Genomic DNA, 15,929 nt, shown 5'->3' with positions numbered 1-15,929 from the left:
CGTTGTCTAAGCTTGGATAGGTATATACGAATGAATCTCAATTCGGTGAGAATGTTTGTACAATCGGCAGAATGCGGGAGCCTTTCGGCCGCAGCGCAATCCAATAATATTCCGTTAGCGACACTCAGTCGGCACATTCGAGAACTCGAGCGAGAATTGGATACCCAGTTGCTGGAGCGTTCATCGCACGGCATCCAGTTAACTGAGGCGGGTAGCCGTTTATACGAACATGCAACGAGGGGTCTAGATTGCATGATCGAAGCTGAGCAGGCGGTTGTATCCAATAGACCTGTTTTGCGGGGTAAATTGCGACTGTCGATGCCTCCAGTATTTAAGCCTTGGTGGGAGCTACTTAGCGCTTTCCAGAAACTGTATCCGGGTGTAAAGGTAAGTGTACTCACTACCGAGCGACGAGTTAATTTAATTGAGGACGGAATTGACGTAGCGGTACGAGTCGGAGCAATCATTCACGACACGATGGTGGCTCGACACCAAGTGACATATAGACACCATCTCGTTGCCAGTCCAGAATTGCTTGAAAAACTTGGCATACCTGAATGCCCCGCTGACCTCAGTCGCTTTCCTTGTGGAGTATGGGGACATGGCAGTGGAACCAACAGTACCTGGCACCTTGGGAATCAAAAGTTTATAACCGACCCCTTACTTTCTACGAATGATTATTTACATCTTAGAAGTCGGGCGTTACGGGGAGAACTTATTACCGAGCTGCCTCCGTTCTTAGCGTCGAAGGCTCTAACGAGTGAAGAATTGGTGGTGATCCTTCCCAACTTCCCTTTACCAGAGCAGGAAGTGAATCTGTTGTATCCCTCCAGTCGCCATCCGTCGCCCATTGTTCGAGCATATTTGGAATTTTGCTCACGGTACACTTGTAACTTCTTCACCGAAGCCGAGGTAGAAACTTCAAAATCCAAAGATGATCATGGTCCCAAAAATACAGGAGCCTGAATTTCGGATTAAGCAGCAGGTGGGATATTAAATAATTTAAATAACCTGGCGAGAAGACCGATACATAACGACAGGTGCAGCTAATTTTATTTTTACAACAAGGCCCCACTGATTATTTTAGCCTAGAAATCAACGGTCAACTGGCACTCGAGCATTTGCCGTCTCGAAATCTGGGCGGTTAATCAAGAGTCTTATTTATCGCTCCCAACATTGAGAGTCGACCTTCCCTTATTTGAAAGGCTCAAGGTATTGACGAAAAAATCGTTTTGCTGTAACTGTTGTTGGGCTGGCCAGCATTACTAAAAGTTGATTTTCATTTATTCAGACAAAATAGCAGCTGACGCCCTTTCAGTAATTAAAATCCTCAAAAAATGTATACTCTTAACTAGATACTCAAACAGCAATACTTTCCAAACTGAGCTTTCTACGATCCATGCAAAAATATCCAATCTGATTTATTTAAACTTTGATGATTTTCGCTACAATCAGAAACTTCTCTCAGCGATCTACCGCGTTACTAATAACAAACAAAGGGTGGGTTATGAAAAAGACAATTCGTATTAAACATCTTGCGTTTTCGATGACAGTTTTGGCGGCATTGTCGTCTAACGTATGGGCAGAGGATAACGGAATCACACTTGACCACGCGCCGTATGAAAATCGCTCGAAGCTCCCTGACTTTACGGCTGCAGCCTGTCCAGACACTCCACGAAACCTTGAGCAAATTAAGGGAAATCTCTACCGTCACACAACAGGCGCTGGATTAGCCGTTCACAGTGGCCTGGTCCTGATCACTAAAAACGGCGCACTGGTGATAGATCCAGCAATGACTTGCACCGCGAGTTGGCTTCGTGACGAAATTATGAAGCGTTTCAGCGCAAAGGTTAAGTACGTGGTCTACACTCATGGTCACGCCGACCACATCAGTGGTGCGCAGATTTTCCAGGAGGATGGTGCGATTGTTGTAGCTAATCAGCGCGCCGTAGAACCGATTGTCGGTGAGAAGTTACCCACGGCTGTGCCCGATCGAGTATTTGATGAAGATATGAAGATTACACTGGGGACAGAAACAGTGCTATTGCACCGAGTTGCCTCCAGTCATTCCGACAGCATGATTATGGTGTTATTTCCAGAATATAAGGCATTGCAGTGCACGGATGTATGTGAAAACAAATCGATGCCCTACAACGACTTTTTAGACTTCTATTATGATGGCTGGATCGAAACGCTGGATTGGGTTGCTCAACAAGATGTGGACATTATCGACGTTGGACATTACACCCCGTCGACTAAAGCAGATCAGGCTGCCCTTCGCGCGTATCTCATCGACTTGCACCAGCAAGTATTGAGCCTGGTTAGGGCTGGGCAGTCATGGGATGAACTCTATCGTAACGTCAAGTTCAGCGACGAAGTGAAGCACTGGATTGCTTTCGATGTGATGAACAAACTGAATATCTTAGGGATGTATCGCTGGGTTAGCAATCATCGGCGAGGTGAATGGTAATTGGCAGTTACAACATCTGCCACCTGAACACACGACTATTGGATGCTTTCCAATATGCTTTGATTGGGCTGTAGTAGATTGATTGAGTAGCTCAGCATCTATGGACCAAGGACGGTCAAGCGACAAAGCGATTAGCGAACTTAACGTTCAATTGAAAACGGCGACAGATATTATAATCATTTAAAAAATTTTTAAACTATCAAATACACTTGTCACTAATTTCGGAGCACATGATAGTACACCTCACTGCAACGCGCCTCACTAAAGAATGCTTTTTGTATTTCATTAATAGGCTTAACAAACATCTAAAACCCAAACAATCTGGAAGATCAGATCGAGAACGTTCGCCGAGGTTTATTCCTCGGCGACCGACTACCCGAGTCGAACCTCTTAAATACTCTTCCGTTTTCATATGATGAATTTATTGAAAGAAGTGGCTTTAACTAGATGGTTTTATCTTGCTCGTATTACGGTGCCTTCGCTGACCATCCTCAGTGAAAAGCTCGTGTTGGGCGGATGACAATTTCATTTACGTCTACGTCATCCGGTTGCTCAATCGCAAACCGTACTGCGCGGCCAATGGCGTCCGGTTGTAAAGCGATTGCTCGATAACTTGCCATTGCTTGGATAGTGGCCGAATCGGTAATGGTCGATGCCAATTCACTTTCCACTACCCCAGGGTGTACGCAGGTAACGCGAATATCCGATCGCTCCTGACGCAAACCATCGGAAATGGCCCGCACCGCATATTTGGTAGCGCAGTAAATAGCCGCTGTCGGTGATACGGTCAACGCTCCAACCGACGCAATATTTATCACATGTCCCGTACCTCGCAAAATGAATTCGGGTAACACAGCCGCGATTCCATGCAGGACGCCTTTGATATTAACGTCGATCATCCTGTTCCAATCATCGGTCTTCATCGCGGCGAGTGGAGACAACGGCATGATACCGGCATTGTTGATAATTACGTCTACCCTGCCCCAGCGCTCGCGAGCATATTGCGTGAATGCTTCCACGTCAGCTTTGTCAGTAACATCTAGCTTTCGGAACTCTGCCTGTCCGCCGGAATTATTGATTTCGTTTATAAGAACTTCAAGTCGATCGACGCGACGAGCGCCAAGTAGGAGGGTTGCGCCAGCTGCGGCGAGTTCGCGAGCAATACCCTCGCCAATGCCGCTGGAAGCGCCGGTGATCAGAACGATTTTATTAATGCTCATATTTCAGTTCTCGGTACAGGAAGTTGACGCACACGATAGCTGTACCGCATTTTCGAGAGAACACCCCTTTAGGTAACCAAATAGGTTAGCAGGACTTTACAATGAACTTTGATCTGAACCTTTTGAAGGTCTTCGCAGCGGTCGCGCAGGTGCAGAGCTTCCGTGGGGCCGCCGAAAAATTAGACGTTACTCGCTCCGCTATCAGCCAGAGCATTCGGAGGTTGGAGGACGCGTTGGGCATTGCACTCGTATATCGCACCACGCGAAGCGTCCGCCTGACTGAAGCCGGCGAAACACTGCACCGCCAAACTGCAGGTCTGATTGCTGCGTTATTGGGCGCCCTTGACGAAGCAACGATGAAAGGACCGCCGAGAGGTCGGTTGAAATTGGCCGTGACATCTATTGCTGAACGCTTTTTAGATGGGCGCTTAATCGCGGAGTTTGCCCATGCTTTTCCCCTGATCACGCTCGATATCACGGTGACCGATGAAGAATTTGATATTGTTGAGCGTGGTTTTGATGCTGGCGTTCGGCTAGGTGAAGTGATTGAGCAGGATATGATCGCGATTTCATTAACGGGTGATCAGCGAGAGGTCGCTGTCGCGACACCCGCCTATTTCGCTAGCTATGGCACACCACTTCACCCTAGCGATCTTACCAATCACCGTTGTATTGGCTGGCGTCCGAGCCCTGGCAGCGCACCTCATCGCTGGGAGTTTACAGACAACGGGCAAACGTTCGCGGTGGCGGTCGCGCCGCAAATCACAACCAATGACATGACGCTTATGGTGCGTACCGCTTTGGCCGGAGGCGGGATTACTTTTGGCATTGAAGATACGTTTCGTACCTACCTGGATCGCGGTGAACTGGTGACTGTGTTGGATAACTACCTGTCCCCCTTCCCCGGTTTTTTTCTTTACTACCCGAGTCGTCACAATCTTGCGCCCAAGTTACGCGCGCTCATTGAGCATATACGGAAGTCTCGCGACCAACCCGCTGGAATACAAACACCAGTGGATGCGAAATTGGTGGAATAGAAATCATACGCGCTGTAATTTAAGCGAGTTACGTATTAACCTAAGCGGCGAGGCTTCCGCTATCTTCATGCGCGTGATCAAAATTGCGATAAGCTCGGTACCTAACGCTGTGAGCCTAGAATCATGCGCGGCTTGTCAGAGTCCTAAATTAAACCCAATCCCTCCTGACGCAGATAAATTCGTACAACCTTTACAGTCTGTTCAGTTCAAGAGGACATCATTACCTTAAGCGATAAAAAGTGAGGGCCGCCTGTCGAGCGATTACGGCGTCTCACGTCAGACACAGGCTTGCAGTGGCAAAAGTATAAAAGTTTCCTTCGTGTGGAATCTGCTTCAGACGCTGACCAAACTCTCGAAGATGCTCAAATGACGATTGCCAAACAAGACTTCACTACCCAACTTCTCATTAATTTCGGCATTAGCATTGGTAGTGAGCACATCCACATCTGATTATTATAATAAGAGCCCTGCTTGTTAAATTGATGCGTAATATGACAAGAAGGGCTAAAACGCAAACGTTATAAAGCAATTATTTACATAACTGCGCAACGGAGGACGATACTTTACTCTCATTGCTAGTAAACGTGAGTTACATATAAAACTGCTCGGCGTAGTGGCAAGCCACCTGGCGGCTGTCGAGCAGGCGCAAGGCTGGCTCTTCGGTGCTGCAGCGTTCGGTCGCATACGGGCAGCGCTTGTGGAAAGCGCAACCCGACGGCGGGTTCAACGGGTTGGGCAACTCGCCGACAATTTTGATCTTCGGCTTGTTCGGGTCCGGGTGGATGGTCGGGGTCGCCGACAGCAACGCCTGGGTGTACGGGTGCAGCGGACGCTCGTAGATGTCGTTTTTCGGACCCATTTCCACTGGGCGGCCGAGGTACATCACCATCACGTCATCGGCGACGTGTTGCACCACCGCCAAGTTGTGGGAGATGAACACGTAGGCGGTATTGAACTCTTGCTGCAGATCCATGAACAGGTTCAGCACCTGGGCCTGGATCGACACGTCCAGCGCCGAGGTCGGTTCGTCCGCGACCAGCACTTTCGGTTGCAGCATCATCGCGCGAGCGAGGGCGATCCGCTGGCGCTGACCGCCGGAGAACATGTGCGGATAACGCTGATAGTGCTCAGGACGCAAGCCCACCTGCTTCATCATTGCCTGGACTTTCTCGCGACGTTCGGCCGCGCTCAGGCTGGTGTTGATCAGCAATGGCTCGGCCAGTTGATCACCGACTTTCTGCCGTGGGTTCAACGACGCGTACGGGCTCTGGAACACCATCTGCACGTCTTTGCGCAATTGCTTGCGCTGAGCCTTGTCGGCACCGGCAACTTCCTGGCCGGCGATTTTCAAGGAACCGGAGGACGGCTCTTCGATCAGTGTCAGGGCGCGGGCCAGGGTGGATTTGCCGCAGCCCGATTCGCCTACGACGGCGAGGGTCTTGCCGGCTTCCAGTTCGAACGACACACCGTTCAGGGCGCGCACGGTCGCATGGCCCTTGAACAGGCCACGGGACACTTCGTAGTGACGGGTCAGGTCGCGGGCGGTAAGTACGACGGCCATTACGCCACCTCCTGGTTCAGCGGGTAGAAGCAGCGGGCGAGGCTGTTGCTTTTCGGATCGAGGGTCGGACGCTGCGTGCGGCAGTTGTCTTGCACGTACGGGCAGCGCGGCGACAGCAGGCAACCCTGCGGACGGTCATAACGACCCGGAACGATGCCCGGCAATGTAGCCAGGCGTGTGGCGCCGAGGCTGTGTTCCGGAATCGCCTTGAGCAGGGCTTCGCTGTAAGGGTGTGCCGGAATGTCGAATAGTTGAGGCACTTGTCCCACTTCTACCGCTTGGCCGGCGTACATCACGCACACACGCTGAGCGGTTTCGGCCACCACCGCGAGGTCGTGCGTGATCAGCACCAGGCCCATGTTCTGCTCTTTCTGCAACGCCAGCAGCAGGTCCATGATCTGCGCCTGAATCGTCACGTCGAGTGCGGTGGTCGGTTCGTCGGCGATCAACAGTTTCGGTTCGCCGGCAATCGCCATGGCAATTGCAACACGCTGGCTCATACCGCCGGAAAGCTGATGCGGGTAAGCGTCCATACGACTGGCTGCGCCCGGGATTTCCACTTTTTCCAGCAGTTCGATGGCGCGTGCGCGGGCCTGCTTGCCCGACATTTTCAGGTGCAGGCGCAGCACTTCTTCAATCTGGAAGCCGACGGTGTAGCTCGGGTTCAGCGCGGTCATCGGGTCCTGGAAGACCATGGCCAGGTCTTTGCCGACGATTTGCCGACGCTGACGGTTGCTGAGCTTGAGCATGTTCTTGCCGTCGAAATTCAGCGCGTCAGCGGTGACGATCCCCGGATGCTCGATCAGGCCCATCAGCGCCATCATGGTCACGGACTTGCCGGAACCCGACTCGCCAACGATGGCCAGGACTTCGCCTTTGTCCACGGTAATGTCGAGGCCATCGACCACCGGTACGGCGTTCTTGTCGCCAAAGCGAACGTTGAGATTCTTGATTTCTAACAGTGACATTTGAATCTCCTCAGGCGGCGTTCTTGAGTTTCGGGTCCAGCGCATCGCGCAGACCGTCGCCCATCAAGTTGATTGCCAGCACGCTGAGCAAAATGGTCAAACCAGGCAGACTTACCACCCACCAGGCGCGTTCGATGTAGTCGCGAGCCGAAGCCAGCATGGTGCCCCACTCAGGGGTTGGCGGTTGTACGCCAAGGCCGAGGAAGCCCAGGGCCGCGGCATCGAGAATCGCCGAAGAGAAACTCAGGGTGGCCTGAACGATCAACGGTGCCATGCAGTTGGGCAGCACGGTGACGAACATCAGGCGTGGCAGACCGGCACCGGCCAGGCGCGCGGCGGTCACATAGTCGCGGTTCAATTCGCCCATCACCGCGGCGCGGGTCAGACGAACATAGGACGGCAACGAAACCACGGCGATGGCAATAATGGTGTTGATCAGGCCAGGGCCGAGGATGGCGACAATCGCCACCGCCAGCAGCAGGGACGGCAGGGCCAGCATGATGTCCATCAGGCGCATGATGGTCGGGCCGAGCAGTTTCGGGAAGAAACCGGCGAACAGACCCAACAGGATCCCCGGAATCAGCGACATCACCACCGACGACAAACCGATCAGCAGGGACAGGCGCGAACCGTTGATCAGGCGCGACAACAGGTCGCGACCCAGTTCATCGGTGCCCAGCAGGAACTGGATCTGTCCACCCTCCAGCCAGGACGGCGGGGTCAGCAGGAAGTCACGGTATTGCTCGCTCGGGTTATGCGGGGCAACCCATGGCGCGAAAATCGCGCAGAAAATCACCAGCAGCATGAACATCAGGCCGGCAACGGCGCCTTTGTTCTTGGAAAACGCTTGCCAGAATTCTTTGTACGGGGACGGGTACAGCAGGCTTTGATCGACTGTTACCGCTTGATTTGAAGTTGAAGCTGGAGTGGTCATGGTCATGATCTCAGCGCTGGTGACGAATGCGTGGGTTGGCAAAGCCGTAGAGGATGTCCACTACGAAGTTGACCAGAATCACCAGGCAGGCGATTAACAGGATGCCGTTCTGCACCACGGGATAGTCCCGTGCGCCAATGGCTTCGATCAGCCATTTGCCGATGCCGGGCCAGGAGAAGATGGTTTCGGTCAGGACCGCACCGGCCAGCAATGTGCCGACTTGCAGGCCAACCACGGTCAGTACCGGAATCAGCGCGTTGCGCAGGCCGTGAACAAAGACCACGCGCGACGGCGACAGGCCTTTGGCACGGGCGGTACGGATGTAGTCTTCGCGCAGCACTTCGAGCATCGACGAACGGGTCATCCGCGCAATAACCGCCAGCGGGATGGTGCCGAGCACGATGGCCGGCAGGATCAGGTGATGCAGGGCATCGAAGAACGCACCGACGTCATCGGCCAGCAGCGTGTCGATGAGCATGAAGCCGGTCCGCGGCTCGATGTCATAGAGCAGGTCGATCCGCCCGGACACCGGGGTCCAGCCCAGGGATACCGAGAAGAACATGATCAGGATCAGGCCCCACCAGAAGATCGGCATCGAATATCCCGCCAGGGAGATGCCCATCACCCCATGGTCGAACAGGGATCCTCGCTTGAGTGCCGCAATCACCCCGGCCAGGAGGCCCAGGATGCCGGCGAACAACAGCGCGGCCATGGACAGTTCCAGGGTCGCAGGGAATAGAGAGCTGAACTCGCTCCAGACACTTTCACGGGTACGCAGGGATTCGCCAAGGTCGCCGTGGGCCAACTTGCCGATGTAGTCCAGGTACTGGGCATACAGCGGTTTGTTCAGGCCAAGGCGTTCCATTGCCTGAGCGTGCATTTCGGGGTCGACTCGACGTTCGCCCATCATTACTTCCACGGGGTCGCCTGGAATCATGCGAATCAACGCGAAAGTCAGCAAGGTGATGCCGAAGAATGTGGGGATCAATAACCCCAATCGGCGGGCAATAAAACTAAACATCTTGTGTGGTACCTCATCAGCCGGTTAGGCGTGCCCGGCATTCCTGGGTCAGGAATGCCGGTAGTTTCTTATCTACTTCACCTGGGTGGTGGCGAAGTTATTAGTGGTGAGGGGGCTAATGTGATAGCCCTCTACATTCTTGCGCATTGCGGTAAACATGCGGGTGCGCGCCATGCTTAACTGCTTGATCCGACTACTCCACCACCATGTTCGGCCGCATCGCACTAAAATAACATCCCTAAGCAAAATTCCATCGGCGCACCCGAGATGCTTTAATGAAAAACAAAATGACTAACTACTTTACCAATTCATGTGACTCGCGACGACCGTATTGGAACTCCGCATTAACTCGAAATACTCAACTGATTCCCATGTGCAATATAGGGGCGCCGCAACACATCCAAAAGAAACTGGATGTTTATAACCAGGAATTTCCGTTGACGCCGCCCTATGAAGAATTTTTATATACCCATCATATTTTGCGAACAACTAGAAGAAAATCTCCGTACCAAATACTTCGCAATTGTTTAAGCAGAAATCTTCCTTCGTTAAAAAGGCGGGTATAAATTTACCCGCACGTTCCAGCTTAAAGCATCAAGGACGGCTGAGAAATTCTAAAATTAACGGGTTGAGGCTTTCTGCGCACTCTTCGGGCAACCAATGACCGCAACCAGGTAAGACATGGCCTTCGACATTTGTAGCATATTCTTTCAACTGATTCGCACCAAATGTCCCTAGTCCTCCGTGCCCGCCGCCCCCAATTGCCATTACCGGAATGGTCAATTTAGTTTTTGATAATTCCGTGTTCTGCATTACAGATGTATTTAAAGCACGATAATACTCAAAAGCAGCATGAAGGCTGCGTGGTTTCGCATAAGATGCCGCATACAAATTGAGCAGCGAGTCATCAAAAACTTCGGATTTTGATGCATGTTCTTTTATAAAGTGTGAGAAAAAAAACTTTTCATTTCCAGCAATTAGTTTTTCGGGAAGATTATCCCCAGCAGCAAAAAAACTGAAATGCCAGACTAATGACTCTCCATCGCGCGTGAAAGCAGGAAACTCATATATCTTACTGTCAGGAATCGGAGCCTCCATGTATATCAACCTAGCGATATCTTCCTGATGCTGAACGACCAAAGGGTATGTGTTCCAAATTCCTATATCATGAGCCACAAGATTGAAAGGCTGGCTAGGACTAAAAGTTTTCGCAAGTTTATAAATGTAGCCAGATACATCTTTGCCACTATAACCGGTTGCGGGTGGATCTGACATACCTAAACCTGGTAGATCTAGCGCCACCACAGTAAATTTTTTTGAAAGTTGTGGCATTAGCTGATGCCATTCGTACCAAGTCTGACCAAACCCATGAACTAAAACAACCAGCGGCCCCTTCCCTCCTTTGACATAATGCAACTTAATTCCATCGACCACCTTAATCTCACTTATGAACCCGTCCGGCACTGGAAATTCACTTTCAGCTAGGCTATGAGCTGAAAAGCTCAGAGCCAAACCAGCCATTAGGCATCTTGCGTAGCGTAGGATCACTTTGCCACCTCAGTTCGATCGTTTCGTTTAAAGGCCTAAATGCTCAAGCAATACCAGGCAAAAAACAAATCGCCATCCAAATTCATAAGAACAACAGAATCTTCTTATACAAACTAAATTCGGCAACTCACCTAAAATTGATTGAACTACTCTTAGCACAAGCAACTATGGATAGTTTCAAAAAAAAAACCATGAGTCAACGAATGAACCTACAGTATTTGAGAATACCAATTCTCATTTTTGATTTGGAGATGATAGAGCGCTAATATTATTGCGCTACCGCTAAGACTCCTTCTAAAAAAGTCTCATTCATAATTTGGGTTCCTAACCGAGTATTGAAGATTACATTTTGCAAAAACTACAGCTAACGGGCATTCTCAGGGACGCACCTCATCTCACCAAACTTGAGAAACCGGGCTCTCCTTTCTGAGAGGCACCACCAATTGACGAAACTCTGATTTACTGCGACTGTGGTATCTTAGTGGTCTGGTATCTCAAAGCCTATCTCATTCTTTTATTATTAGCTGTATAGCATAATTAGAGTTGAGGGAGGCCGCAAATGACTGCTAGAGCCAAATAATATTTTGAAGCCGAACAACAATTAATAACGGGAGTGACTTTATTATGAGCGCTGGCAATAAATTAACCACCGAAGACAAGTTTGAAATTTTTGAGCAGCTGAATCTTCATCAGCTTTATATCGACAATGACGCGAGCCGCAAGTCTGCGGAACTGTATACCAGCTTATATTGGCCGGATGCAAAATTTTCTGTCAATGATCTAAGGCATGTCACTTTTGAAGGATTTGAGGGACTAAAGCAGCTTTATGATTACGCTCACAGTGTGTTTCCTATTCATAAATGGAGTCACTCGCTAGGATGGTTCTCCATTACAGGAAGCGGAAGCCAAGCAAACGTTGAGTGGCGCTGGATTGTAAGTTGGAGAGAAGAAGATAAAGGTGTTGTCTCTACAGGCACATATTCTGACGTCTTCGAGAAGCGCGATGGGGAGTGGCGGTGTATCGAACGGACATCCAACATCGATCCAAATTGGCCTGCGGAGTTATTTCAGCCTTTTGTAGATGCTGAAGCTGCGACATTTAAAAGTTCTTGAACTTTTAAGCGCGATCGTGAGCGCGGGGAAAGCTGCGCTCACATTAGCGCTAATCCAAGGAGTCGACAAAGAGACAGGAAAGTCGCTAAGGATCAATTTTGTTTAATATGTTGAGATAGCGCTGCTTAGCGATCAGGAAATAACCGATCACCAACTCATACCCGAATTAGCCAGTTCAAATGCTCATCCGACGACTACCGTCACGCTTCATAGTTCCTGATTCAACCTGGACGTATTAGTTTTAAGCCCCTACCAACAGGGCAATCTTGACCATTACATTCGCTACTCCCGGTGACCTTGGGTATATCTGGAGATGAGGCTAGGAAGGAGTATTTGCCAGACGGCTCCGAACAATGTTCCAGAGAGATACTTTCATTCGAGATGGTCGTGTGGTCGGCTATAGACGCAATGGTCTGTATCATTAGGCGCTTGACTCGCTACTTAGTAGTTCACCTGCCTTAAAAACTGAATAAAAAACAGAATACCCTAGAACAATTAGCATAAATGCCCCTACCTTGACGGAATCTTTAGCTATACTTTCAAATCCAAACAAACTGGAAATAATATCGACAAAAACAAAAGACTCATTGAGCCATAGTATCCCCGTGACAAAACAAAATATTGAGAAAAATCCAAAAACTCCTTGTATCAAAACAACAGAAAGACTTCCATTATCAAGCCTTGAAACTGCCAAGTAAATTATGGCAGTCAAACCAAATAGCATACCGAACAGGGGGTTCTCGTCTTTAAAGACTAAAGTGAGCAAGGATGCAACGGCTGTAAATATTGGCCAACCCAAATGAAGTTTTGAGTTTTTTACAAACAGAGAAAGGGCACTAGAAAACAGTAAGAAAAGCACAAATGTAATATAGCACCCTATGACAAGAAAAATCTTTAATATTGCAGACAGCTCAATACCAATATCAAATTCAAAAAAAGGCACTACGTAAGTATTAGCAGAATTGAGCAGATAAAAAACTATTACAAATGGTAACGCGAGTCCGTAATTGTAGCTTGGATGCTCGCTGATAATCTTTGCTATGCCAAAACTTACCGCCATGGTAGTTCCTCAAATGGGATTCGATAGCTTCGCGTCTTTTTACGCATGCTTTTATGTGATTTTGGATAATGCTGTAACTAATATGTTTAGCCGATCCTTTTCAAAAACCGGCTATCTGAGTCAAAGCGTATTTCACTGCCATTTTGTGCTGGAGCGGAATACTTTCAATTTCAGAATTTAGAGTTTGAAGTATTTTTGCCCCACCTAGCTCTTTGGCTACCTGCTCAAGGACTAGCTTAGTATCTCCGGCCCTAGCGGCAGCAATCGCAATATCTACAATGCTCCATTTTGACCGCATAAATGTATGCGCCAAACTACGCCTCGCCAACTTGCACTTATCCCAATCAACAAATGAAAATATTGTTGAAAACAAATCGGGCGGGCTTTCTTGCGCAAGTTCCCCATAAACAATAGGGAACACGGCAGATATCAGAGGTGAGACCCAGTTCAACCGAGTAGTCTGCCAAGTATTTACCGAAGGCATCCAGGTCGCATCCATACCCTGTGGAAAAATCTCGGTATGCCGCAAAACGTTTGAACAAAGTTTCACGCTGAGTATCGTCATCTAGCAGCATATCCAGCATCGAGTCACCGTCATTACGTACTGACTCGATTTTCCATCCGACCGCATTGGAAATCGCCCCACGATCAATGTCATGGTTACCGGGTACCAGTTGCGTACTGAGTCGATCACAACCAGTACGTGCTGCTAGCTCATCTTGCCATTGACCAGCAGCTGTGTATTCCTCGGGTTGAGCAGAATAAGCAATATCGCCCGTTACAATAATACCAGTCGCACTCGCCCCCCGAGCCAACAATTCTGCTTGAACATCGTCCATAAGACGGTCTTTGGCGTCGGTATTTGTCTTTTCCCAGCCGCCATCCTTTTCCTGACCAAAGTGAATGTCTGACAGATGAATAAAAATAGCTGGCAATGCCGTTCCTCCACTGAACGTTGATCAAGATGGCATGCGAAAGGCGCATCACGGCTTGGTGACAAATCCTGTCAAGCAAAAAAATAATATCACAGTGCTATCGCTTCCGCAGGCGACAATGGCATACGCACACAATGCCCTAGGATAGATGAGCGCATTGCGTCTCTTCCGTTTTTTTGGCCAGAGAATGCCTGGGCATCTAACGCCGCCCCGCCAAACGTTACATGTGCATAACACATTACAGAATTGCAACAGGGGGTGCCGCTGCTGCCGCTGCGTAATTAGACTCAGGATGGCAGTAAGATTGCGCCATAACTGCCGCCTCATGCCTCATGCCTCATGCCTCATGCCTCATGCCTCAGTCACCAATCGCTATTTTTGCCTTTGCTTGAATTGGTAGATTCGGCTTGGCTGGAGACACCGCGTCGCCCCGACGCGCGCCGCCGTGTTTTGCCTTCCATTTGAATGATTTGTAGTGGACTGGGCCGTACCTCTTCCAACAGTGAACTCAGGCGCTCCAGTTCGCCGAGGGCGCGCATAACGGCGATCAGGTTGATCAAGGTACCTTTGCCTTGATTGAGCAGCAGGTGCAGCGTCTGACGGCTGATCGCCGCATTTTCTGCCACCGCTTCGAGACTGACATTCCTCTTCAACCGCAGCGTTTGCAGGCGTACCCCAACGGTAGCGGCGAGGAATTGATCCGTTTGGACATGAAGTCGCATAGCATCTGCTTTCCTAGACATTAATCGGCTTATTAGCACTTTACGTCAGTAATTCCAGACAATACAGTGAAACAATTTCACACGATGCCGCAACTGCAGACCGCAGTCTCCCGCACTACCTTCACCGATTTCGCTCATGAAAGGCACTGCGCGATTGCAAATCACCTGTTGTCGCCCTTGGCGTACCGCTCAGCAGCCTCGAAGCGCCCAAAACATCGCTGAGGTTTGAGAAACTTGTATTCACAAATCTCACAATTTGTCCGTTCGTTAGATAAATTCTGCCGTTTTACAGCTGTAATTACATGGCCCGTATCCCGGTACGAAATCGTCCATCAAGGAGTCATTTCGACTCGGGCGGAACGTCGCGCCGCCAGTCGCCAAAAGGCGCGTTGGCGTCGACGTAGCGCATCGCCGTGTGCACGTCGCGCCAACCGACATACTCCATCAAATCTTTCGGACTCCATTGGTTGCGCGTGGCCCAAGTGGCAAACCCACGGCGCAGCGAATGGCCACTGTAGCGCTCCCCGGCGACACCGCCGCGCGTCAATGCCCGGCGTAATACCCGGGACACGCTGTACGGATGTAACGCGGTCGGGGCCAAATGGCCCCAGCGATCGAGACCACGAAACACCGGTCCAGCCTGCAATTGACTGAGCGCCAACCAGTCTTCATATGCCTGCACCGGACACAGTCGTTTTAGCGCCGGCACACTGACGGTTCGGCCCTGATGCTCTCGGTCGGTTTTGCTGCTGGAGAGAAACAGGCTTAAACCTTCACCGGGGAGCAACTGGTTGGTTTCAATCCGCAAACGACACAGATCGTCACTGCGAAACCCTCGCCAAAATCCCAGCAGCAGTAAGGCCCGATCGCGACCAGCCCGCAGGCGCACCGGCAGATCGGACGACGCCTCCTCCAACTGCAAGGCCGTCACGCACCTTTCCAATTCCTGCAGTTGCAAGGGCTCGGCCTGTCGCACCTGTCGCGGGTGCAAGGCCTGGATACCGCGTAATACATCGCGCACTTGCGGCGCTTTGGTAGGGTCGGCAAATCCGTGGTTCTGATGCCAGCGCGCCAAGGCCGCCAAATGGCCGCGCAGGGTGCTGATGGACAGCTCAGCATTCTCGGCCAGATAACGCACGATGCTGTCGCTGGATGCGGGGAGAAAACCACTCCAGCCCACTTCGTAATGGGCCAAGGCCTGCTGGTAGCGCCGCGTGGTGCTTTCGCGGCGAGCTGCCTTAAGGTAACGCTCTGCGCTCGTGGTCATACAGATGCCCTTTTCGCAACATCAACCGTGAATAGGCCAACGCCGAACCCGGATCCATCCCACATGGCGTTCA

Annotated in this window: 14 protein-coding genes; 4 read left to right on the top strand and 10 right to left on the bottom strand. The window is 50.5% G+C overall.

What is annotated here, in order from left to right:
- Positions 1-30: 30 nt before the first annotated feature.
- On the top strand, positions 31-966 hold the full coding sequence (locus MO767_RS26945; RefSeq protein ID WP_219097527.1) for a LysR family transcriptional regulator: 936 nt from the start codon (positions 31-33) through the stop codon (positions 964-966).
- A 541-nt stretch (positions 967-1,507) separates the two neighbouring features.
- Positions 1,508-2,470, top strand: a complete 963-nt coding sequence (locus MO767_RS26940) for an MBL fold metallo-hydrolase (protein ID WP_219097526.1) — start codon at positions 1,508-1,510, stop codon at positions 2,468-2,470.
- Between the two features lie 491 nt (positions 2,471-2,961).
- Here MO767_RS26940 and MO767_RS26935 read toward each other — a convergent pair whose 3' ends face one another.
- Positions 2,962-3,690: an SDR family oxidoreductase gene (locus tag MO767_RS26935; RefSeq protein WP_219097525.1), complete on the bottom strand. Its 729-nt coding sequence runs from the start codon at positions 3,688-3,690 to the stop codon at positions 2,962-2,964.
- Between the two features lie 101 nt (positions 3,691-3,791).
- Between MO767_RS26935 and MO767_RS26930 the strand changes: the two genes are divergently transcribed.
- Positions 3,792-4,727, top strand: a complete 936-nt coding sequence (locus MO767_RS26930; protein WP_219097524.1) for a LysR family transcriptional regulator — start codon at positions 3,792-3,794, stop codon at positions 4,725-4,727.
- A gap of 589 nt (positions 4,728-5,316) precedes the next feature.
- Here the strand turns inward: MO767_RS26930 and MO767_RS26925 are convergent.
- The 5 genes from MO767_RS26925 to MO767_RS26905 all read right to left on the bottom strand — a co-directional run bounded on the left by MO767_RS26925 (position 5,317) and on the right by MO767_RS26905 (position 10,732).
- Positions 5,317-6,288, bottom strand: coding sequence for a peptide ABC transporter ATP-binding protein (locus MO767_RS26925; RefSeq protein ID WP_282483011.1), 972 nt, complete (start codon positions 6,286-6,288; stop codon positions 5,317-5,319).
- Entirely contained in the window at positions 6,288-7,256 is a 969-nt protein-coding gene (locus tag MO767_RS26920; protein ID WP_282483010.1) for an ABC transporter ATP-binding protein, read from the bottom strand. Before MO767_RS26920 ends, MO767_RS26925 begins: the two co-directional genes overlap by 1 nt.
- Before the next feature lie 10 nt (positions 7,257-7,266).
- On the bottom strand, positions 7,267-8,190 hold the full coding sequence (locus tag MO767_RS26915) for an ABC transporter permease subunit (RefSeq protein ID WP_282483009.1): 924 nt from the start codon (positions 8,188-8,190) through the stop codon (positions 7,267-7,269).
- Between the two features lie 10 nt (positions 8,191-8,200).
- Positions 8,201-9,211 carry an ABC transporter permease subunit gene (locus tag MO767_RS26910; protein WP_131063110.1) on the bottom strand — a complete coding sequence of 337 codons (1,011 nt, stop codon included), beginning with the start codon at positions 9,209-9,211 and terminating at the stop codon, positions 8,201-8,203.
- A 594-nt stretch (positions 9,212-9,805) separates the two neighbouring features.
- On the bottom strand, positions 9,806-10,732 hold the full coding sequence (locus MO767_RS26905; RefSeq protein WP_219095410.1) for an alpha/beta hydrolase: 927 nt from the start codon (positions 10,730-10,732) through the stop codon (positions 9,806-9,808).
- A gap of 651 nt (positions 10,733-11,383) precedes the next feature.
- On the opposite strand from MO767_RS26905, the gene MO767_RS26900 reads away from it, so the two are divergent.
- Complete coding sequence (locus tag MO767_RS26900) at positions 11,384-11,872, top strand: nuclear transport factor 2 family protein (protein WP_282483008.1); 489 nt, start codon at positions 11,384-11,386, stop codon at positions 11,870-11,872.
- Between the two features lie 421 nt (positions 11,873-12,293).
- Here the strand turns inward: MO767_RS26900 and MO767_RS26895 are convergent, their stop codons facing one another.
- The 4 genes from MO767_RS26895 to MO767_RS26880 form a co-directional block, all read right to left on the bottom strand.
- Entirely contained in the window at positions 12,294-12,932 is a 639-nt protein-coding gene (locus MO767_RS26895; protein WP_282483007.1) for a hypothetical protein, read from the bottom strand.
- Positions 12,933-13,276: 344 nt separating this feature from the next.
- Positions 13,277-13,867, bottom strand: coding sequence for a metallophosphoesterase (locus MO767_RS26890; protein WP_282483006.1), 591 nt, complete (start codon positions 13,865-13,867; stop codon positions 13,277-13,279).
- A gap of 362 nt (positions 13,868-14,229) precedes the next feature.
- Positions 14,230-14,610 carry an XRE family transcriptional regulator gene (locus MO767_RS26885; RefSeq protein WP_282483005.1) on the bottom strand — a complete coding sequence of 127 codons (381 nt, stop codon included), beginning with the start codon at positions 14,608-14,610 and terminating at the stop codon, positions 14,230-14,232.
- Between the two features lie 319 nt (positions 14,611-14,929).
- Positions 14,930-15,856: a site-specific integrase gene (locus MO767_RS26880; protein WP_219095415.1), complete on the bottom strand. Its 927-nt coding sequence runs from the start codon at positions 15,854-15,856 to the stop codon at positions 14,930-14,932.
- Between the last annotated feature and the right edge of the window lie 73 nt (positions 15,857-15,929).

The sequence above is a fragment of the Pseudomonas sp. UYIF39 genome (assembly GCF_029963765.1).
GTDB lineage: Bacteria > Pseudomonadota > Gammaproteobacteria > Pseudomonadales > Pseudomonadaceae > Aquipseudomonas.
Note: the sequence above shows the minus strand (reverse complement) of the source record. Positions and strands in the feature narration are given on the sequence as shown.

Bases quoted from the DNA above. Each gene is read 5' to 3' on its own strand.
- MO767_RS26945 (WP_219097527.1), top strand. From the start codon at position 31: ATGAATCTCAATTCGGTGAGAATGTTTGTACAATCGGCAGAATGCGGG.
- MO767_RS26940 (WP_219097526.1), top strand. From the start codon at position 1,508: ATGAAAAAGACAATTCGTATTAAACATCTTGCGTTTTCGATGACAGTT.
- MO767_RS26935 (WP_219097525.1), bottom strand. From the start codon at position 3,690: ATGAGCATTAATAAAATCGTTCTGATCACCGGCGCTTCCAGCGGCATT.
- MO767_RS26930 (WP_219097524.1), top strand. From the start codon at position 3,792: ATGAACTTTGATCTGAACCTTTTGAAGGTCTTCGCAGCGGTCGCGCAG.
- MO767_RS26925 (WP_282483011.1), bottom strand. From the start codon at position 6,288: ATGGCCGTCGTACTTACCGCCCGCGACCTGACCCGTCACTACGAAGTG.
- MO767_RS26920 (WP_282483010.1), bottom strand. From the start codon at position 7,256: ATGTCACTGTTAGAAATCAAGAATCTCAACGTTCGCTTTGGCGACAAG.
- MO767_RS26915 (WP_282483009.1), bottom strand. From the start codon at position 8,190: ATGACCACTCCAGCTTCAACTTCAAATCAAGCGGTAACAGTCGATCAA.
- MO767_RS26910 (WP_131063110.1), bottom strand. From the start codon at position 9,211: ATGTTTAGTTTTATTGCCCGCCGATTGGGGTTATTGATCCCCACATTC.
- MO767_RS26905 (WP_219095410.1), bottom strand. From the start codon at position 10,732: ATGGCTGGTTTGGCTCTGAGCTTTTCAGCTCATAGCCTAGCTGAAAGT.
- MO767_RS26900 (WP_282483008.1), top strand. From the start codon at position 11,384: ATGAGCGCTGGCAATAAATTAACCACCGAAGACAAGTTTGAAATTTTT.
- MO767_RS26895 (WP_282483007.1), bottom strand. From the start codon at position 12,932: ATGGCGGTAAGTTTTGGCATAGCAAAGATTATCAGCGAGCATCCAAGC.
- MO767_RS26885 (WP_282483005.1), bottom strand. From the start codon at position 14,610: ATGTCTAGGAAAGCAGATGCTATGCGACTTCATGTCCAAACGGATCAA.
- MO767_RS26880 (WP_219095415.1), bottom strand. From the start codon at position 15,856: ATGACCACGAGCGCAGAGCGTTACCTTAAGGCAGCTCGCCGCGAAAGC.